This window comes from Companilactobacillus miaonis, from assembly GCF_036913615.1.
Classification (GTDB): Bacteria; Bacillota; Bacilli; order Lactobacillales; family Lactobacillaceae; genus Companilactobacillus.
In genome coordinates this window covers 196,159-214,319 of record NZ_JAYKTX010000002.1, presented here as the reverse complement: position 1 = coordinate 214,319, position 18,161 = coordinate 196,159, and the positions used below count along the sequence as shown (strand labels likewise).

Annotated in this window: 22 protein-coding genes; 3 read left to right on the top strand and 19 right to left on the bottom strand. The window is 35.7% G+C overall.

The genetic code is table 11. The features are described from left to right. The first annotated feature begins 38 nt into the window (after nt 1-38). Nucleotides 39-1,199 carry an MFS transporter gene (locus U8521_RS02635; protein ID WP_334351811.1) on the top strand — a complete coding sequence of 387 codons (1,161 nt, stop codon included), beginning with the start codon at nt 39-41 and terminating at the stop codon, nt 1,197-1,199. 261 nt (nt 1,200-1,460) lie between these two features. On the opposite strand, the gene U8521_RS02630 is transcribed toward U8521_RS02635, so the two are convergent. The 6 genes from U8521_RS02630 to U8521_RS02605 form a co-directional block, all read right to left on the bottom strand. After that, nucleotides 1,461-1,985, bottom strand: a complete 525-nt coding sequence (locus tag U8521_RS02630; RefSeq protein ID WP_334351780.1) for a GNAT family N-acetyltransferase — start codon at nt 1,983-1,985, stop codon at nt 1,461-1,463. Beyond that, on the bottom strand, nt 1,982-2,434 hold the full coding sequence (locus U8521_RS02625) for a MarR family winged helix-turn-helix transcriptional regulator (RefSeq protein WP_334351779.1): 453 nt from the start codon (nt 2,432-2,434) through the stop codon (nt 1,982-1,984). Before U8521_RS02625 ends, U8521_RS02630 begins: the two co-directional genes overlap by 4 nt. A gap of 112 nt (nt 2,435-2,546) precedes the next feature. Continuing rightward, nucleotides 2,547-2,822 carry a hypothetical protein gene (locus U8521_RS02620; protein ID WP_334333272.1) on the bottom strand — a complete coding sequence of 92 codons (276 nt, stop codon included), beginning with the start codon at nt 2,820-2,822 and terminating at the stop codon, nt 2,547-2,549. Nucleotides 2,823-2,954: 132 nt separating this feature from the next. Continuing rightward, nucleotides 2,955-3,602, bottom strand: coding sequence for a DUF6198 family protein (locus tag U8521_RS02615; protein WP_334351810.1), 648 nt, complete (start codon nt 3,600-3,602; stop codon nt 2,955-2,957). Nucleotides 3,603-3,695: 93 nt separating this feature from the next. Then, complete coding sequence (locus U8521_RS02610) at nt 3,696-3,878, bottom strand: hypothetical protein (protein ID WP_334333273.1); 183 nt, start codon at nt 3,876-3,878, stop codon at nt 3,696-3,698. 2 nt (nt 3,879-3,880) lie between these two features. Then, a complete protein-coding gene (locus tag U8521_RS02605; protein ID WP_334351778.1) occupies nt 3,881-4,582 on the bottom strand; it encodes an NAD(P)H-dependent oxidoreductase in 702 nt (233 codons plus the stop codon). Between the two features lie 116 nt (nt 4,583-4,698). On the opposite strand from U8521_RS02605, the gene U8521_RS02600 reads away from it, so the two are divergent. Then, a complete protein-coding gene (locus U8521_RS02600) occupies nt 4,699-5,133 on the top strand; it encodes an ACT domain-containing protein (RefSeq protein WP_334333275.1) in 435 nt (144 codons plus the stop codon). A 280-nt stretch (nt 5,134-5,413) separates the two neighbouring features. On the opposite strand, the gene U8521_RS02595 is transcribed toward U8521_RS02600, so the two are convergent. The 8 genes from U8521_RS02595 to sufC all read right to left on the bottom strand — a co-directional run bounded on the left by U8521_RS02595 (nt 5,414) and on the right by sufC (nt 13,182). Continuing rightward, nucleotides 5,414-6,181 (bottom strand): alpha/beta fold hydrolase, encoded by a 768-nt coding sequence (locus U8521_RS02595; protein ID WP_334351777.1) that lies wholly within the window; start codon nt 6,179-6,181, stop codon nt 5,414-5,416. A 165-nt stretch (nt 6,182-6,346) separates the two neighbouring features. Continuing rightward, on the bottom strand, nt 6,347-7,774 hold the full coding sequence (locus tag U8521_RS02590; RefSeq protein ID WP_334333278.1) for a C69 family dipeptidase: 1,428 nt from the start codon (nt 7,772-7,774) through the stop codon (nt 6,347-6,349). 69 nt (nt 7,775-7,843) lie between these two features. Next, the gene (locus U8521_RS02585) at nt 7,844-8,164 is read right to left on the bottom strand and encodes a metal-sulfur cluster assembly factor (RefSeq protein WP_334333279.1); all 321 of its coding nucleotides are present in this window, start codon (nt 8,162-8,164) and stop codon (nt 7,844-7,846) included. 12 nt (nt 8,165-8,176) lie between these two features. Then, a complete protein-coding gene (gene sufB, locus U8521_RS02580; RefSeq protein ID WP_334333280.1) occupies nt 8,177-9,568 on the bottom strand; it encodes a Fe-S cluster assembly protein SufB in 1,392 nt (463 codons plus the stop codon). Continuing rightward, nucleotides 9,561-10,007, bottom strand: a complete 447-nt coding sequence (gene sufU / locus U8521_RS02575) for a Fe-S cluster assembly sulfur transfer protein SufU (protein ID WP_334351776.1) — start codon at nt 10,005-10,007, stop codon at nt 9,561-9,563. Before sufU ends, sufB begins: the two co-directional genes overlap by 8 nt. Continuing rightward, the gene (locus U8521_RS02570) at nt 10,004-11,233 is read right to left on the bottom strand and encodes an aminotransferase class V-fold PLP-dependent enzyme (RefSeq protein ID WP_334351775.1); all 1,230 of its coding nucleotides are present in this window, start codon (nt 11,231-11,233) and stop codon (nt 10,004-10,006) included. Before U8521_RS02570 ends, sufU begins: the two co-directional genes overlap by 4 nt. After that, on the bottom strand, nt 11,202-12,398 hold the full coding sequence (gene sufD / locus U8521_RS02565) for a Fe-S cluster assembly protein SufD (RefSeq protein ID WP_442886113.1): 1,197 nt from the start codon (nt 12,396-12,398) through the stop codon (nt 11,202-11,204). Before sufD ends, U8521_RS02570 begins: the two co-directional genes overlap by 32 nt. Next, the gene (sufC, locus tag U8521_RS02560; RefSeq protein ID WP_334351773.1) at nt 12,391-13,182 is read right to left on the bottom strand and encodes a Fe-S cluster assembly ATPase SufC; all 792 of its coding nucleotides are present in this window, start codon (nt 13,180-13,182) and stop codon (nt 12,391-12,393) included. Before sufC ends, sufD begins: the two co-directional genes overlap by 8 nt. A 424-nt stretch (nt 13,183-13,606) precedes the next feature. Here sufC and U8521_RS02555 point away from each other — a divergent pair, with 424 nt between their 5' ends. Beyond that, on the top strand, nt 13,607-14,443 hold the full coding sequence (locus tag U8521_RS02555; RefSeq protein ID WP_334351772.1) for a MerR family transcriptional regulator: 837 nt from the start codon (nt 13,607-13,609) through the stop codon (nt 14,441-14,443). 79 nt (nt 14,444-14,522) lie between these two features. Here the strand turns inward: U8521_RS02555 and eutM are convergent, their stop codons facing one another. The 5 genes from eutM to U8521_RS02530 are packed head-to-tail and all read right to left on the bottom strand — an operon-like array spanning nt 14,523 to nt 18,155. Next, nucleotides 14,523-14,804 (bottom strand): ethanolamine utilization microcompartment protein EutM, encoded by a 282-nt coding sequence (eutM, locus tag U8521_RS02550; RefSeq protein WP_334351771.1) that lies wholly within the window; start codon nt 14,802-14,804, stop codon nt 14,523-14,525. Between the two features lie 32 nt (nt 14,805-14,836). After that, nucleotides 14,837-15,499, bottom strand: coding sequence for a phosphate propanoyltransferase (locus tag U8521_RS02545; protein ID WP_334351770.1), 663 nt, complete (start codon nt 15,497-15,499; stop codon nt 14,837-14,839). 8 nt (nt 15,500-15,507) lie between these two features. Beyond that, entirely contained in the window at nt 15,508-17,043 is a 1,536-nt protein-coding gene (locus U8521_RS02540; protein WP_334351769.1) for an acetaldehyde dehydrogenase (acetylating), read from the bottom strand. 21 nt (nt 17,044-17,064) lie between these two features. Further along, the gene (locus tag U8521_RS02535) at nt 17,065-17,562 is read right to left on the bottom strand and encodes a BMC domain-containing protein (protein ID WP_334351768.1); all 498 of its coding nucleotides are present in this window, start codon (nt 17,560-17,562) and stop codon (nt 17,065-17,067) included. A 20-nt stretch (nt 17,563-17,582) separates the two neighbouring features. Continuing rightward, entirely contained in the window at nt 17,583-18,155 is a 573-nt protein-coding gene (locus tag U8521_RS02530) for a hypothetical protein (RefSeq protein ID WP_334351767.1), read from the bottom strand. Between the last annotated feature and the right edge of the window lie 6 nt (nt 18,156-18,161).

The window sequence follows — 18,161 nt, the reverse complement described above, 5'->3', positions numbered from 1 at the left end:
ATGCACAAGTAAAGGATAAGAGTGGCCTAAAGTTACTCATGGTCATTGGTACTGCTTGGCTCTTCGACGCTGCCGACGTAGCGTTACTTTCATTTATCATGCCATTAATAAAAAAAGAATGGCTCTTGAATGACAATCAAATTGGATTGGTTAGTTCAATCACCACCGTCGGTATGATGATCGGTGCGATTCTCTTTGGCTATTTAGCTGACAAATTTGGCAAGAAAAATATTATTATCATTACTCTATTATTATTTTCCGTCAGCAATTTAGTTTTATCTTTAACGGCTAACGTAGGACAATTCATGTTCGTCCGTTTCATAACTGGTATTGGTCTAGGTGGTGAACTACCAGTTGCCACAACGATCATTGCCGATTCTTTCTCTGGTCATAAGAGATCTAAAATGCTAATTTTAGTCGATAGTTTCTGGGCTATTGGTTGGATTTTAGCATCCCTTTTAGCTTTTATGTTCATGCCGATCTACGGTTGGCGTTTCACAGTCATTATCACTTCACTGATGGCACTTTATACGCTAGTTATTCGACGCCACTTACCTAAACAGACAAATACCAAGAATGAACGCTTGAATTTAAAAAAAGCGATGTCACAAATATTTTCACCTGAATATCGTCGAGCTACTATTTGTCTAAGTCTCTTGTGGTTTATCATCATGTTTACTTATTACGGAATGTTTCTTTGGCTACCGAGTGTTTTGATCAAACGTGGCTTCTCCATTGTCCACAGTTTTCGTTACACACTAGTGATGAGTTTTGCTCAATTACCAGGATATTTCCTAGCTGCTTATTTGATGGGTAAATTAACTCGAAAACGAGTACTAGAAATATACTTAGTTGGAACTATCATCGGAGCCTTTTTATTTGGAACTGCTCAAACAACTTTCTGGGTTGTATTCAGTAGTTGCCTATTATCTTTCTTTACACTTGGAGCTTGGGGCATCTTAATTGCATTGACCCCTACTCAATATCCCATTGAAATCCGTGGTGTAGGAATTGGTTTCACTCAATCCATCGGCCGCATTGGTGCAACCATCGGACCTTACTTAATTGGTTTTTCATTAAGTATCAATTTAAGTATCACCACAATTTTCTTTTACTTCGTCGGTTCACTAATTGTTGGAATACTGATCTTGATCTTCGGTATGATAGATAATGATCAAAAAGATTTGATTTTAAATTAAGAAAAGCGAAAGCGGGACATAACAGGGTCATTCGAGCATTAAGGCAAATATCACCGGGTAATCAAAGAACGATTACCCGGTGATATTTGTTTAAGAAGAGATTGCTATGTTATGTTCCGCGTTTATGCTGCAAATTTAGTAGTAAAAAATAGTTATGTCCCAAGCTCGTTTTTCAATTTGACCAGTAACTTGAAAGTACCCTTCTGATAATTTCTTTAATTTTTCAATCACTTTAGAGGAAATAGTTTCCAAAAACTATCGTCAATCATTAGTTGATCTCAACTCCTTTTTGAGTAAATAATCGGTTTGATTTGAATCCCCCATAACGAAATGATGCTGACTAAAACGTTTGAAACCTAATTTTTGATAAAATTTTTGAGCGGGATAATTATTTTCCCAAACACCCAACCAAATATACTTTTTCTTTAAATCACGTGCTCGTTGTAAGGCAAATTCAAATAATTTAGTTCCTAATCCAAGATGCTGAAACTCTTTTTTAAAGTAGATTCGTTCTATTTCTAAATAATCAGCTGGCATTGATTCAGATTGAGCATCCAAAATATTTAATTTCAGATACCCTGCCAATTTATCTTCATAGTAAACAAAATAAAAAGCAGAATGTGAATCACTCAATTCTCTAGTAAGAACTTGGCTGTTATAAGCTTCCTCTAAATACTCTTGCATATTTTCTTTCGTATTATCTTTTCCAAAAGTTGCTTGGAAAGTTTCTGAACTTAATTTTTGTAAATCCGTTAAATCATCTAAATTACATTTTCTAATTTTCAATATTGTCGTTTATTTCCTTTCTTCACGTATTCCCAGTCACTAGCAATATTTTCTTCGACTTTTTTTAACAACACAAAAATTTCTCTTTGTTCATTTGTGGTTAAACCATCTAATGCTACTTGATTTGAATAGAGATTTTCCCGATGAATAATTGGATAAGTTGTTTTACCTTTTTCCGTTACAAATAATTTCTTTTCCTTTTTATTATCAGATGACTGACGTCTTTCAATAAATCCATTTTTTTCTAATTTTCTAATAGCACGAGCGGCTGTTGTTTTATCAACCTTAATCATGTTAGCCAATCGTTCCTGTATTATTCCAGGATTTTCATAGATTCTGACTAAATATAAATATTGTCCTTTGGTTAAATCCAATTCTTTAAATTCGATATTACTAATTGAATCTAATGACCTTGCAATGACACCAATCGAACGTAAAATTTCTACCAATTGACTTACCTCTTTTCATAATAGAAATATTCTACTTCATTTTTGTTGCATTTACAACAAAAATATTAGTAAAAAAATAGCAGCTCCTTATGGCTGCTATTATATTCAAATTTTAGTTGATCGCGTAATTCAAATTACGGGAGAGTTGATCAATCTGCTCACGATATTCTGAACCATTATCCATACGTTTCAGAACTGATTGAACTTGACGATCATCTCGAAGTCGTCCAAATAAATATGCTTCTGAATAATTCTTATCTAATAATTTATATGTTTTCAAAACAAAATCTTTACTATAGTCATTTTTATCGAGTTCTTTTTCATTATTAATATCGGTATACAGCTCCGATAAAATTCTCTTTGCCTCTGTATTGTCTTTTAGTTTCATCAATACGCACCACCTAATTAATTATTAAAACTTCTCACAAGATACCGCTCAAATGTAAGCGCCTCCTAATCTTGTATATCCATTATACGACTTATAGTAAAAAAATTCAGCGAAAAACAAGATATTAAGATATTAATCTGTTTGTGTTTTAAAATTATGTTTTAATTGTGGCCAAATATATTTATCCGACATTGCAATTAAAATTCCATTAAAAATAAATGAGAACAATGTTGCAACATTCACCGAATAAACTGCGTGAATTCCAAAGGCAACAATAATAATGATAATAATTGGTGGCAAGAAATCAATAATTTGGGCCTTAGTTGAATTCCCCTTCAAATAGAAAAATCGTAAAATATTAGTCGTATCATCGTTTGGATGCATGACAATATTAGCTCGTTGATAAAGCGAAATTGCCACACAAAAGAAGACTACTCCTAAGCAGGACAAAAACATTCTTACCAGCATTGGCAAGTTAGGAACACCAATTGCTGTCAGTAAATTTGTAAAAACATTTACAAAATAACTAAAGAACATTACATATAAAATTTGTCCAACTAGTCGTTTTCCATCAAATTTTTTAATTAAAACTTGGTTAGTTAATGCATTGATAACTCCAAAAATAAATAAGATCAATCCAGTATTCCATGCAAACCATTTATTTAAATTAACCGCTGCAGCAGTCCAAAGACCACTTCCCATGTCAGCAGATATGCATAGGCCATTTCCAAAAGCGTTCAGGATCAGTCCACTAACTAGGCCGATGACTCGCGCTTGCATTGAATTTTTAATAAATATCACTCCTCACAGTATGTTTTTAATGGTACAACATTTTTGTGCCAAGTGACAAAAATTCTTGTTTTTTTTCAGAAATTACCACTGTTCATGATTCCAAAGTCGACCATCAACTTCACCTTTTAATAGCCTTAAACGATCATTTTGTTCTTCGACTGCTGTTTTCATAGCAATTAAAAAAGCTCTATTTTCATAATCTTTTTGTTTCTTAGAAAGTGCTTCGATCTGCTCTGCCAACCAAATACCAGTACTCTCTTCCATAACTATTCATCCTCCCCTTGTTTAATTAAGTCGATAGTGCTTCTTAATTGTTCTAAATCTTCCTTTTGTTGAATAAAAGTATCCAGAATCGTTTCACATTCCGAATAATTAGTTTCATCAAAATTCTTAAAGCGGTCGCTAAATTCGCGAATGAACCAATTCTGACGATGTTTAAGTGAATTAGGATATTTTTGAGTTAAATATCTTTGATAATCTATTAATAATTGCATTTGTTGGTTTTCTTTTAAATATTGAAATTGGGCAATTGTAAAGACTGGCAAAACTTGCATTTTTGCCCGATCGGCAATGGCTCGTAGTGGTGCCATTATTTGATCGATAGTGATATTTTCGCTACCACCTCTTTGAAAATCTTTCAAAGGCATCCCGGTAGTCACAACAATTCCAAATTCTTTATCCATTAAATTATCATTACCATCACCATAGATAAAATTTCTTGTCAAAACTTTATCTTCCCAGTCTTTTAAGCCAGCCGGCGCAGCGTACCAATACAGAGGAAATTGGAAAATTATTCGATCAGCTTCCATTAATAACTTCTGCTCTTTATCGACATCAATTTTTTCCAATCCTTCAACATGATGCCAAACAACGTCAAGCATTTTTGCTCCCTGCATCAAAAATTGTTGAGTTTGGGAATTATTTATCTCCGGATGAGAAACCACAACTAACGTTTTCAAAATTAACATCTCCAATCAATTTTAGAATAGCAGAAAAGCGCTGACATATACAGTTTCTTGTCATAAAATCACTAAATCAAATTGGCAAATGATATAATTTATACAACACTGTTAGGAGGGAAACAATGGAAAAATATTATATTGTCGATAGTTCAATTTTGCCCGAGTCATTCGATAAAGTGATTCAGGCTAGAAATCTACTTGAAACAAAAAAAGTTCATAACGTTAGTGAAGCTGTGAAAGTTGTTGGCATCAGTCGTGGGACTTATTATAAATACAAAGACTTAGTTTTCTTACCTGATGAAGAATTAAATGATCGAAAAGCTGTTATCTCAATGATGTTACACCACCAGCAAGGTATACTTTCCAAAGTTTTAGTCGATATTTCAGAATCCAATGCCAGTATCTTGACCATTAATCAAAATATCCCTATTCACGGAATCGCCACCGTTGTAATTTCACTAGATATTAGTCACTTGAATGGAACAATTGATGACTTATTAGACAAATTAAAATTATCAGATTTTGTTGATAATGTTCGACTCATCTCAATAGAATAAAAAATCCCATCTCCTAATCATTTGATTAAAGATGGGATTTTATTTTGGCCAGGCGATATACATCGCTAAAAGCACACTGAACGTTCCAATAAAGTAAAAAATTCGGGAAATTATCGTACTCTTGACGTGACTGCCCGACATCAAGAAGAAAATCCCCAGAACAAACACAATTGCCATAATTAAGAAATTCATCCTGTCACCTATTTTTCTTATTTTTACTTAATACTTTAAAGAACAAATGTGATGAAATAATGAATTTGTTATGTAGTTTATGTGCCTATCACTCTTGCCTATTCCATAAAAAATTTTCAATATCATGTAAAACCTTGGGATTCCTTCTAGTCAACGCACTGTGCTCAGCTTCAGGTCCAGTAAAAATTCGTGCTTGGTAAGTTTGATGTGGACCACGAAAAATTTTTTTCAACGATTTGGCCGAAGAAACCGGTACGGCTTTGTCAAAATGATCTCTTTTAGAAAGTTGTCCAATAATATTTAATTCACGAATGTGTAATCGCCTAATAGTCGAATCTGGAGTTGTATACTTTTGAAAATCCCTCGTCAATTGGTTCGAATAACGCCAATCATTTCGACGATAAATCTCACGACTCAAGACTTGCATTGGGGCGGCAATATTTACCAAGGAATCAATTTGAGGCTGATTTTTTCGTGAACTATATTTTTGTAAATAATAAATGATGGCATTATTACCCCAAGAATGTGCAACCGCATTGAAACGAGTCACACCATACCTTCTTTGCAACATTTTAACGACTGAATTGATCCACTTAGCCGTATGATGATAGTCCGATTCATGATTATTACCAAATAACACTTGAATTTCCGGATTCTTCGCATTTTGAGGCCAATAACCATCAATACTCAATTTTCCTTTTCGTGAAACGAAAATTGTCAAAGTTCGAGTTGCAAAGCCATCGGCCTGTGACTGATCAATCAAATAATCCATCGAATGCACTGTTCCTCCAAAACCATGGAAGAACAACGTTGGCATCTGCCTTTTTGAGCTAGCTGTTACCTTCTGCTGATTCAAAGTTAAGGCTCCAACACTAACTAATAAAATGCAGATTACTCGTAATATAAATCGATTTTTTTCATCTTGACCACCATTTTTGATTTATCTAGAATAATAAATCATTTAAGCATTTAGTCAACAAAAAAGCAGAGACATATTTTCTCTGCTTTTTGTTTCGCTATTTTATAGGTTTTGACCCTTTTCCCAAGTTGTCTTTGAAAGTAACAAACCTTTCTTGACTAGATCATTGAACAATTGATGTGTTCTCTTAGTAACCTCTTGGGCTGTCTTACGATTACTATCGGTCAAATAATGTGATGGTGATTCAGTAAATTCATCGATCACAACATCAGTTTCAGCGACTCTTTGACGGGCATATGATTGACATCCATCTAAATATGCGTGAATCATATCTGAATACTCGTGATAATGAGGTTCAATCATAACTGACAAAGTCTTTTCTAGCCAATAAATATTGTCGAGTGAAACTTCATTAGTAGTATTCTTATAATTTTCAGGTGTATCAGTGATGTTGGTATAGAAAGGAACATATGGACTATATGCGAAAAAGCCCATTGCTAACCATTGAATGGCTGCATGATCGTCATCGACATCATTTCTAATTTGTAAAATTGATGAAGCTTGATTTCTATCCATGGCAATGGAACGGAATTGCAATTGCTCCTTCTTAGTTCCTGAAGCAAACGTCCCAAATGGATCATACTTTGTACCATTATAATGTGATGACAAGAAAGCTTGAACATCTTCAATAGCTATCTTCTTAGCTGGTTTTCTAAGTAATGGCATGTCCTGTGAAGTTGGATCTTGTTCAATTTCAGGATTGAACATTTTTTGACCGTACCAAGTTCTTGGTGTGTTGTAATATGCATCAGCTTCACTTTGTGTACCAAAAATCTCACGGAAATTGAAGTGACCTGGTTGTGGATTTAAATGATTTTTTTCGACAAACTCAACTAAGTCAGTTGCTACTAAGAAATTATCTGTATCATTAACATCAATTTCTTGGACAACTGTTTGGTTAGGCACAATTGCATAAGTGTCATCAGGCAAACGCATAGCACCCCAATGATGACCACCAGCAGTTTCCAAAAGCCAAATCTCATTTTTATCATTGAAAGCAATACTATTGCATTCACCGGTACCATATTTTTCTAACAACTTACCAAGACGAATAACACCCTCCTTGGCACTCTTAATATATGGCAAAACTAACGTCAACATTGCTTCTTCATCAACGCCATCGTGAACTAGTGGATCATAACCTAATACACGGGCATTTGTAGCAGTAGTTTCAGTTGAACTCATACCAACGTTGAATTCATTGATACCAGCTTCTTCATAAACACCATCACTCTGGTCTGCCTGTGGTGTAGCAGTATAACGATATGCGTGCTCAGGTAGTGGTACTTTCACACCAGTAGTCTTTGACACATAAATGGCATCTTTTTGGTTTTTAGCTTTATGTGCGACAAATTTAATTGGATTAATTGGGCCATAACCGTCTTCATTGCGGGCGACAATGGTAGAACCATCCATACTAGCGGCTTTACCGACTAGGATTTCCGTACAATCGGAATTAGGATTTTTCATTTTTGCTTCCCCCTCTTTGACTACTAGTATAAGATTAACGATTATTTTATTCTAGTGGTTGAAATGGAATTATTCTCTGATTCCTAAAGAAATTCGTGCATATCGACTCATTTTGGAAATATCCCACATTGGATACCAAACTAACTCAACTTCACATTTATCAATTCCTTCAACCGATTCAGCAGCTTCGATAATCGAATCATTCAACATATCACTCAGAGGACATCCCATTGTTGTTAAAGTCATCGTGACAATAGCTTCATTGCCATTTCTAATTTCAACGCCATAGATCAAGCCCAGATTAACTAAGTCAATACCTAATTCTGGGTCAATCACATCCTCTAATTCAATCATAATTTGGTCTTTCTTTACTTGATCTTCTTCTGTCATAAATTTTATCCTTTAGCCGATCGAACCTTCCATCTCATAGCTAATCAAACGATTCAACTCAACGGCGTATTCCATTGGCAGTTTTTTCGTAAATGGCTCAACAAAGCCCATAACAATCATTTCAGTGGCCTTTTCTTCTGAAATACCTCGACTCATCAAATAGTACAATTGCTCTTCAGAAATTTTTGAAACTCTAGCTTCATGTTCCATCGAAACATTGGCATTGTCAATTTCATTGTAAGGCACCGTGTCTGATGAAGATTGGTCGTCCATAATGATTGTGTCACATTCAACGTGGGCCTTTGATCCGTCAGAATGTTTACCAAAACGTACAGTCCCTCGATAATCAACAGAGCCACCAGTTTTCGCAATCGATTTGGAAACGATCGAACTAGAAGTGTTCTTGGCATTATGGATCATCCGTGCACCAGAATCCTGATGAATTCCGTTACTAGCGACTGCAATCGACAACATCGTACCCCGGGCATTATCACCGTTCAAATAAACACTCGGATATTTCATCGTAACTTTTGAGCCAAGATTTCCATCGACCCATTCCATTGTGGCATTCTCCTCCGCAGCAGCACGCTTAGTTTCCAAACTGTAAACATTATCGGACCAATTTTGAATGGTGGTATATCGACAATAAGCGTCACGCTCTACGTTGACCTCGACAACTGCCGCATGCAGACTGTCGGAAGAGTAATTGGGAGCCGTACAACCTTCCACATAATCTACTTTGGCCCCTTCATCAACGATGATCAAAGTTCTTTCAAATTGACCGGAATTTTCCGAATTCAAGCGGAAATACGATTGAATCGGAATATCGCACCGAACACCTTTAGGAACATAAATAAATGATCCACCTGACCACACGGCTCCATTTAAAGCCGCAAATTTATTATCAGCTGGTTGAACCAATTTCCCAAACCATTGCTTGAAGAGTTTCGGATACTTCTTCAGTGCCGTATCAGTGTCCGTAAACAAGACGCCAATTTTTTCAAACTCATTGCGCATATTGTGATAGACCACTTCTGATTCGTATTGAGCTGATGAACCAGCCAAATACTTCCGTTCTGCTTCGGGGACTCCAAGACGATCAAAAGTTTGTTTCATCTTATCAGGAACATCATTCCAATCACGATATTTCTTATCAGTCATCTTTTGATAGTAGAGCATGTGCTCCAGATCAAGATCAGACAAATCAGGTCCAAAATGAGGCATATCAAGTTTTTTATAAATTTCATACGATTTTAAGCGGTAATCTAACATCCACTGAGGTTCATTTTTTTCTGCCGAAATTTTGCGAACAGTTTCTTCAGTCAATCCCCGTCCCGTAGAAAATTTAGGCTCAATATCATCATGAAAACCGTATTCATATTCTGTATCGTTTAAATCAATCATCGCTCTTTTCTCCTAACGATTTTCTCAAAGCCCACCAACAAAGGGTGGCACACTTGATTCGAGCTGGAAATTGCATAACGCTTGAAAGAATTGCCGCATCACTCAATTTTTCTAAATCAGTCGATGAATGCTTCTTTCCCATGACCATGTCGGAAAAAATATGGGCCATTTCTAAAGCTCTCGCACAACTTTTGCCAATAATAGCATCGGTCATCATACTAGCTGAGGCTTGACTGATCGTGCAACCATCACCAGTAAAAGCTGCGTCAACAATTGTGTCATTTTGAATCAACAATTCTAAGTGAATCACATCACCACAAGTTGGATTCTTCAAAGTCATATCCTGAGTTACTTTTTCCAATTTTTGTTTATGATGTGGATTCTCTGAGTGATCCAAAATCACTTCACGATATAAGTTACTCATTCCCATTAAACTCATACTTTGAAAAACTCCTTTGTATCTAAAATTGCTTGAATTAATTTATCAATATCTTCCTTGGTATTGTACAAATAAAAACTAGCCCGAACTGTAGCAACTACACCTAAATATTTCATCAATGGTTGTGCACAATGATGACCGGCACGAACGGAAACTCCATCCATATCAAAGGCTGTTGCCACATCATGTGGATGTAATCCATCGATATTAAATGATATAACGCCGTTATGAAGGTCAGGCTCTTTAGGTCCATATATTGTTAAACCGTCAATAGCTAATAATTTCGGTAAAGCATAGGCAACTAATTCATGTTCATAGTTGGCAATTTTTTGCATGCCAATCGACTGCAGATAATCAATCGCTTGACCTAAGACAATTGCTCCAACAACATTTTGAGTACCCGCTTCAAATTTCAGTGGAATATCTGCCCAAGAGCTTTGATATTCTTCGACAAAATTGATCATTTCACCGCCAAATTGATAAGGTGGCATCGCTCTTAAAAGATTTTCCTTACCATAGAGAACACCAATCCCCATTGGACCAAGCATTTTATGTCCAGAAAAGGCATAAAAGTCTGCATCTAAGTCCTGTACATCTACTGGAAAATGTGGAACTGACTGAGCTCCATCAACAACTATAACGGCGTTATGTCTGTGAGCTAATTGGGCAAGTGTCTTAATATCATTAGTCACTCCAAGTACATTACTAGCATGTGCTACAGCAACAATTTTAGTCTTATCAGTAATCTTTGCTTTAGCATCTGCCATATCTAATTGTCCATCTTCAGTCAACTCGATATATTTCAAAACAGCCTTCTTTTGTAAAGCTAATTGTTGCCACGGAATTAAATTACTATGGTGTTCCATATACGTGATGACTATTTCGTCACCGGCTTGGATATTGCTTTGCCCATAGCTTTGAGCAACTAGATTCAAGCTATCTGTCGTTCCTTTAGTGAAAACTATCTCTTCAGCATGTTTAGCATTGATGAACTTAGCCACCTTAACACGAGCGGCTTCGTATTGATCGGTTGCTTGTTGTCCCAGTGTATAAACTGAGCGATGAGTATTGGCATTTATCATTTGATAATATCGAGTGATTCCATCAATTACCGCTTGTGGTTTTTGTGAGGTCGCAGCACTATCCAAATAAACTAATGGTTCATCGTGGATCTGTTGATTGAGAATCGGAAAATCATCTTTGATCTGTTGCTTTATTTTGTCCATCAGCCAATTTCCTTTCAATAGTTTGGATTAATTCTTGGCGAATTGGTTTAGAAGGAATCGAGACTAGAACATCTCCTAAGAAACCACGAATAACCAATCTTTGAGCGGTCTTTTGATCAAGCCCTCGACTCATCAAGTAATAAAGTTGATTTTGGTCTACTTGACCGACACTAGCCGCATGACCAGCTAAGACATCATTTTCATCGATCAGCAAAATTGGATTTGCGTCGCCATGCGCATCACTAGACATCATCAAGACACGATTTTGTTGTTCAGCGTTGGCACCAGATGCACCTTTGATAATATGGCCAATTCCATTAAAAATCAGTTTCGACCTATCGGCGATAACGCCACGCTGATTAATGTTTCCTATCGAATGTTTACCATAATTAGTAACTCGCGTGTTGACTCCTTCTTGTTGGTCTCCAGTAGTAATATCGACGACTTTTATTTCTGAATGGGCCCCTTCACCAACTAAATCAGTATCGAAATCAGCTACAGTATTGCCTTCATTCATCAAGCCAATTGACCAATCAACATAGGCATTATCATCAACAAAAGCGCGACGGCTCAAATAAGAAGTGACGTTTTTACCTAATTCATCAACGGCCGCATACTTAACTTCACTATTTGGCAAAGCCACAACTTCAACCACGCAATTGGCAACTGATTGTTTATCGCCTTTAGTCGTCATCCTTTGAATAAAGGAAAATTGCGAATTTTCTTCAGCGATAATTAGGATGTGTGACACAAATGGCTGCAGTGAATCTTGATTCAATTCAACCTCGATTGGTTTTTCCACAATAGTATTTTTAGGCACATAAAGCAAAATTCCCTGATTCAAATAAGCTGTGTGATAGGCCGTTATTTTGCTTTCATCAAATTTAATCACTTTATTCATGAAATATCGCTTAATTAAATCAGGATACTCATTCATCGCTTCAAAAATATCCATCAAGACAAAGTCGTCTGCTTTAGGGAGTTTAGTTCTAATGATCTTCGTAGTTGGCGGTGTCAATTGCCAGTCGTGAAAATCAAATCGTTGCATCTTGGGCAATGGTAATTTCGAAATTAATTTCTGTGCTTGTTGTCTTTTTTCAGTAAACCAAGTTGGTTCGTTTTCTACTTTCACTAAATTATTCAATGTCCAATACCCCTCATTCATCAACCAAATTAACATCAAGACCTAATTCATCGCGCAAACAGGCATAGCCTTCATCTTCAAGTTTCTGAGCCAACTCTGCGTCACCAGTTTTAACAATTTTTCCGTCCATCATCACATGAACGACATCAGGTGTAATATAGTTCAAAAGTCTTTGATAATGAGTAATGATCAAGGCACCAAAATTATCACTACGCATCGAGTTGACACCTTTTGAAACGACTTTCAAAGCATCGATATCAAGACCAGAATCAATTTCATCCAACAAAGCAAAACTTGGTTTGATCATCAATAATTGTAAAATTTCATTTCGTTTCTTTTCTCCACCAGAGAAACCTTCATTCAAATAACGTTCAGTCATTTCTTCACTCATATCAAGTAATTCCAAATTTTTATCGAGTTCTTTTAAGAAATCCATTACGGAAATCTTGTCATCCTCGGCTCTTCGAGAATTAATAGCTGCTCTTAAAAATTCAGCGTTGGTAACTCCTTGAATTTCAGCAGGATATTGCATCGCTAAAAACAAACCCTTGCGAGCACGTTCATCGACTGGCATATCCAAAATACTTTCACCATTTAATAAAATATCTCCATCAGTGACATGATAGTTTTTTTGACCCATGATTGTTTGCGATAAGGTAGATTTACCAGTCCCGTTAGGTCCCATGATTGCATGGATCTCCCCCGTCTTCATTGTCAAATTCACACCTTTTAGAATCTTTTTACTAGTTTTAGTTTCCTCATCAACAACTTCAACGTGAAGATTTTTAATTTCTAATTCTGCCATTTTTAATTTCCTGCTTTCAGTAGTGATTAATTCAAAATCCATTTATAGGGTTATAAAATTTATCAAAAGTTAGTATGTATCATTCTTATTGATTCGTTAAAAAACATGCATCATCATTGAGTATTGTGATTTATTTCTCAATTTTAAATCCATAGAAAAAATTTTTACTTATTTTCCCCCTCACTTTTAATCAATTAAATAATCATCCTTTACTTAGTATTTTACAACAAGCGCGAGTAAGAAAGAACACTTTAAAGGAAACGGATACATAAAATTGATAAATTTTTAGATAATTTGGTCAAAATAAAAAATAAGTAAAATTTAGTCTCTGCAAAGCTAAAAAATCACAATGTGTGTAAACATTTCCACAAAAATTGTTATATAATAAATATTGAGGCTGATCGTTACACTACGGAGGAAAATAATGCTTAATTTAGATAATTTGCATACCATAGGTGAAACGGCAAAAATATGTAAAGTTTCGCGAAAAACTTTATTATTTTACGAAGAGCTGGGAATACTTAAACCAGATTATATTTGCCCTACCAACGGTTATAGATACTATAGCGATTCAACGGTTCAACTGATGCCAATCTTAAAATATTACAAACAGATGGGCTTCAAATTACAAGAAATGACTGGAGTTGGAAAAAACAATAGTTGCCTTTTCCATGAAAGAAACTTTTTAAATCAAATATCTTTCCTAGAAGAAGAGGAAAAACGTATTCAAAATTCACATCAGGCTTTAGTTGACTGGCTTGAACTTATTCATGAGGGGAATAGTGTCAAAGACAGTGGTTTTGAGTCGATTAACATCAAATATATCCAACCAAATCAATATTTTTATTTAAATCAGGAATTCAAATACGATTATAAAGATTCTATAATCAATGTTCCTTGGATCAGATACTTGGAAGAACATGATGCTGAGATTACTGGGCCAGTGATTTTAGCCTTTGATGATTGTCAAAAAAGGTCACTTGAATTAACCAATCGAGCCACAATTATGCAAAAACCGGTCAGAAATAATTCTAGCGATCTACCTTTAGATAATATTGGTGGCAGTACCTTTATTTCTTCCTATTATATTGGAGACCATGCTAATATGTACAAACGTTACGTAGATATGGAATATTGGGCTAAGGAAAATGGTTATTCTTGTGGTCCGAAAGTTTACGAGCGTTTCGTAGTCGATTATTGGACTACTACCGATATAAACATGTTCGTAACAGAACTTTTGATTCCTGCAAACAAGAAATAATAAAAACCCCAAGGTAATAACTTCGATTGCCCTGGGGTTTTTACATTCATATTCGAAAACTAATTTATGGGTTAAACTTTTATTCGGCTGCCTTTGGCAAAATGTTTTCAACTTCTGCATGTGGACGAGGAATAACGTGAACTGATAGTAATTCACCAATTCTTTGAGCTGCGGCTGCACCTGCGTCTGTAGCTGCCTTAACTGCCCCAACATCACCACGAACCATAACTGTGACGATACCGCCACCTACACGTTCTTTACCAACCAATGTAACATTAGCTGCCTTTACCATAGCATCAGCTGCTTCAATTGAACCTACTAAACCTTTTGTTTCGATCATTCCTAATGCGTCAGATTTCATTATAAATTCCTCCAAATTAAACTATTATTTTATTATTTTTTTATACAAATTTTACTCTTTGAATTCATTCCTAAAGCATTGGCTTCTTCAGTATCAATGTGACACTCTAAACCAGAATTATTCTTGGCTCTGATGGCAACATTATTCAATTCACCACCGCGATCACCTTCAACCACGATTGTTACGATATCACCATCTTTAACACCAAACCTTTGTGCATCACTTGGTAGCATGTGAATGTGACGTTGGGCAACGATTGCTCCTTCGTTTAATTCAATTGATCCGTTTGGACCAATAACGGTAACTTTTCCAGAATTATCCAAATCTCCTGAAAGTCTTAACGGAGCTTTAATACCAAGCTTATAAGTATCACCTCTCAAGACTTCAACTTGAGTTCTACTTCTAACTGGGCCAAGAATTCTAACCTTACTGATTGAACCCTTAGGACCACAGAGTATCACAGTTTCCTTACTTGCATATTGTCCTGGTTGAGATAGATCTTTTAATGGATTTAACTCATATCCATGTCCAAAGAGTTTTTCCAAATCATTTTGGCACAAATGAATGTGACGATTGGAAACTCCGACTGGAATACTTAGATCATGATCGTCATTTTTTTCCTCAAAAACACTCGTCTGATTTTCTGAAGTTAAATTAATGACTAATTTTTCTAAAAGCTTTTCATAGTCTTCCATGTAAACACCTACGCTTTCATCTCAGATAAAGTTTTTCTAACTAATTCAGTTAGTAATTCCAAATCCTTATCTGACATATTCTTAGTTGCTTTTTCAACTGTGTGATCACACTTGTGGTCATTTAAACATTGTTTAACTTCATTCTTTAATTCTGGATGATTGAATGATTTATCATCTTGAACCAAAGTCGTTACATCTTTCAAACCATATGCAACTTTCTTGATGTTCAACAAATGTTTTGGACTAACATTTTCAGAAACAGAGCTTCCACCAAGTGTTCCACATCCCAATGTAAATGAAATTGGTAAGCCTGTACTAATACCAGTACCACCTTGGCTACCACCTGTGTTTACAAGGATTCTTGATGCAGGTTTAGCAGCAAATTTGAGTACAATATCTTCGCGATTAGTATGTAGATTCATTGTATGACCAATTCCGTTTTGTAATAGGTCGATACTCAATTGACAAGCTTCTTGCCAATCTTCAACTACATAGAACGCCAAAACTGATGTTAATTTTTCATATGATAATGGATTACCCTCACCAACACCTTTTTGGCGACCAATCAAAATCTTAATTGAATCTGGAACTGTAAATCCGGCCGCTTGTGAAATAACTTGTGGTGATCTACCAACAAATTTAGCGTCCATAGCATGTCCACCATTTTTAAACAACAATTTGCAGACAGCTTCAGTTTCAGCTTCACTCATGAAGTATCCACCTTGTTTTTCTAATTCACTAACAACTTCGGCTTCATTGCAGCTTTCACAAATAATTGATTGTTCTGAAGCACAAATTGTTCCATAATCAAATGATTTACTTGCGATAATCTTCGCAACAGCATCTTTAACATCGGCGCTACGTTCAATATACGATGGAGAATTACCAGCTCCAACTCCAATTGCAGGTTTCCCTGAACTGTAAGCTGCCTTTACCATTCCTGGGCCACCAGTTGCAATAATCAAGCCAACCTCTTTAGAATGCATCAATTCATTTGTTGATCCCATAGTTGTTGTAGAAACGCATGTAACAACATTGTCTGGTGCACCAGCAGCTTTAGCAGCATCATTCATAATTTCCGCAGCTCTGAAAGTACATTTAGCAGCTGCTGGATGTGGTGCAAATACAATCGCATTTCTACTCTTTAAAGCAATCATTGACTTGAAAATAACGGTTGAAGTTGGGTTAGTTGAAGGAACGATTCCCATAACCAATCCAATTGGTTGAGCAACATCCATCGTCTTTAACTCAGGATCTTTTTTAATAATTCCAACTGTTTTTTCATCTTTGATTTGTTCATACAGCAAAGTTGAAGCTGCATGATTCTTATAAGTTTTGTCGGGAACATTACCAAAACCAGTATCTTCCACTGCCAATTTGGCTAATTCGACGGCATGTTCTTCTCCAGCAATACTCATTGCTTTTAAGATAGCATCAATTTTTTCTTGGCTAAATGTGGCAAGTTCTAGTGAGGCTTGGTGACCTTTCTTGGCAAGGTTTCTGGCTTCTTGAATAGATGTTAAGTCTTTATCAAAATTCTCCATTTTTGTACTCCTATACGATTACTAACCTTCCTTATCAGCGTTTAGAATTTCTGTGATAATTTGCTTTTTGCTCATCTTTTGAATGTCAGCATCGGAAATCTTTGCTGTCGTATTCTTGAGCATTGTTCTCAAGTCGTTAATTCGTTTTGATTCAAGTTCAGCTAATTTTGGATTTGTTTTTTCAGAATTAGTAACTTGTTGAGCATTAACTTCTTGTGAATTTTCTACGGAAGTGTCTGTATCTTTTTTATTTTTAACAATTTTATCAATTTCTGAATCTGGTCGTGCAATTACGTGTTTAGAAACAAGTAGATTTTCGCCTAACTGATCAACTGCACTAGCTCCAGCGTCCACGGCCGTTTTGACCGCTCCAACATCCCCACAAACTGAAATGGTTACCAGTCCACCACCGACAAATTCCCGGTTTATCAAACTGACTTCGGATGTTTTCAACATGACATCGCTAGATTCAATGGCAGCTATTAATCCGTTTGTTTCTATTAGGCCCAAAGCTTGCATAACTACCTCCAATTACAACTTTATTCGTTAATTGAATAAACAAATTTGACTTCTTTTAATACTTTAATCGTGACATGAACTCCTTTAGGGATAAAAATGATGTCGCCTTGTTTTGCTACGCATGAGTCCTGCCCAATTGAAATATCGAAACAACCTGAAGAGACATATAGGTAAGTATTTGCTTTGACAATATTAGTAAGTTCAGTATTATTCAACTTTACTAGACCGAATTTTGTTTGATCCGTATCACGCAAATGAAAATTACAATACTTTCCAGTTCCGTTATTTAAACAATTGGGAATATCTTGAAACACAAGACTGTCACCGTCGATTACCTTTAAACCATTGGAATCAAGTTTTGTTAGATAATTATCGTTCAATATTTTCTTTAAGATTGATAGAATCAATTCTTTTGAAATACTGTTGGGATTCAATCTTTCTAACTGTACTTGTTTAACTTCAACGTTTATTCCGTACTCATCGATTAAATCTTGGGCTAAAGGGGTAATAATTGTTTCCGAATCAATTTCGATATTATTTTTGTTACTTGTGTATGCGCTTTCAATTTCGCGCGCACAAAGTACTTTTTTCATCTTCAC

Coding starts and splice junctions, on each gene's coding strand:
- U8521_RS02540 (WP_334351769.1), bottom strand. CDS start 17,043: ATGGAGAATTTTGATAAAGACTTAACATCTATTCAAGAAGCCAGAAAC.
- U8521_RS02615 (WP_334351810.1), bottom strand. CDS start 3,602: ATGCAAGCGCGAGTCATCGGCCTAGTTAGTGGACTGATCCTGAACGCT.
- U8521_RS02585 (WP_334333279.1), bottom strand. CDS start 8,164: ATGACAGAAGAAGATCAAGTAAAGAAAGACCAAATTATGATTGAATTA.
- sufU (WP_334351776.1), bottom strand. CDS start 10,007: ATGAGTTTAATGGGAATGAGTAACTTATATCGTGAAGTGATTTTGGAT.
- U8521_RS02545 (WP_334351770.1), bottom strand. CDS start 15,499: ATGGAAGACTATGAAAAGCTTTTAGAAAAATTAGTCATTAATTTAACT.
- U8521_RS02570 (WP_334351775.1), bottom strand. CDS start 11,233: ATGGACAAAATAAAGCAACAGATCAAAGATGATTTTCCGATTCTCAAT.
- U8521_RS02605 (WP_334351778.1), bottom strand. CDS start 4,582: ATGTTAATTTTGAAAACGTTAGTTGTGGTTTCTCATCCGGAGATAAAT.
- U8521_RS02600 (WP_334333275.1), top strand. CDS start 4,699: ATGGAAAAATATTATATTGTCGATAGTTCAATTTTGCCCGAGTCATTC.
- U8521_RS02555 (WP_334351772.1), top strand. CDS start 13,607: ATGCTTAATTTAGATAATTTGCATACCATAGGTGAAACGGCAAAAATA.
- U8521_RS02590 (WP_334333278.1), bottom strand. CDS start 7,774: ATGAAAAATCCTAATTCCGATTGTACGGAAATCCTAGTCGGTAAAGCC.
- U8521_RS02535 (WP_334351768.1), bottom strand. CDS start 17,562: ATGCAAGCTTTGGGCCTAATAGAAACAAACGGATTAATAGCTGCCATT.
- sufB (WP_334333280.1), bottom strand. CDS start 9,568: ATGATTGATTTAAACGATACAGAATATGAATACGGTTTTCATGATGAT.
- eutM (WP_334351771.1), bottom strand. CDS start 14,804: ATGAAATCTGACGCATTAGGAATGATCGAAACAAAAGGTTTAGTAGGT.
- U8521_RS02635 (WP_334351811.1), top strand. CDS start 39: ATGGTCATTGGTACTGCTTGGCTCTTCGACGCTGCCGACGTAGCGTTA.
- sufC (WP_334351773.1), bottom strand. CDS start 13,182: ATGGCAGAATTAGAAATTAAAAATCTTCACGTTGAAGTTGTTGATGAG.
- U8521_RS02620 (WP_334333272.1), bottom strand. CDS start 2,822: ATGAAACTAAAAGACAATACAGAGGCAAAGAGAATTTTATCGGAGCTG.
- U8521_RS02530 (WP_334351767.1), bottom strand. CDS start 18,155: ATGAAAAAAGTACTTTGTGCGCGCGAAATTGAAAGCGCATACACAAGT.
- U8521_RS02610 (WP_334333273.1), bottom strand. CDS start 3,878: ATGGAAGAGAGTACTGGTATTTGGTTGGCAGAGCAGATCGAAGCACTT.
- sufD (WP_442886113.1), bottom strand. CDS start 12,398: ATGAATGAGGGGTATTGGACATTGAATAATTTAGTGAAAGTAGAAAAC.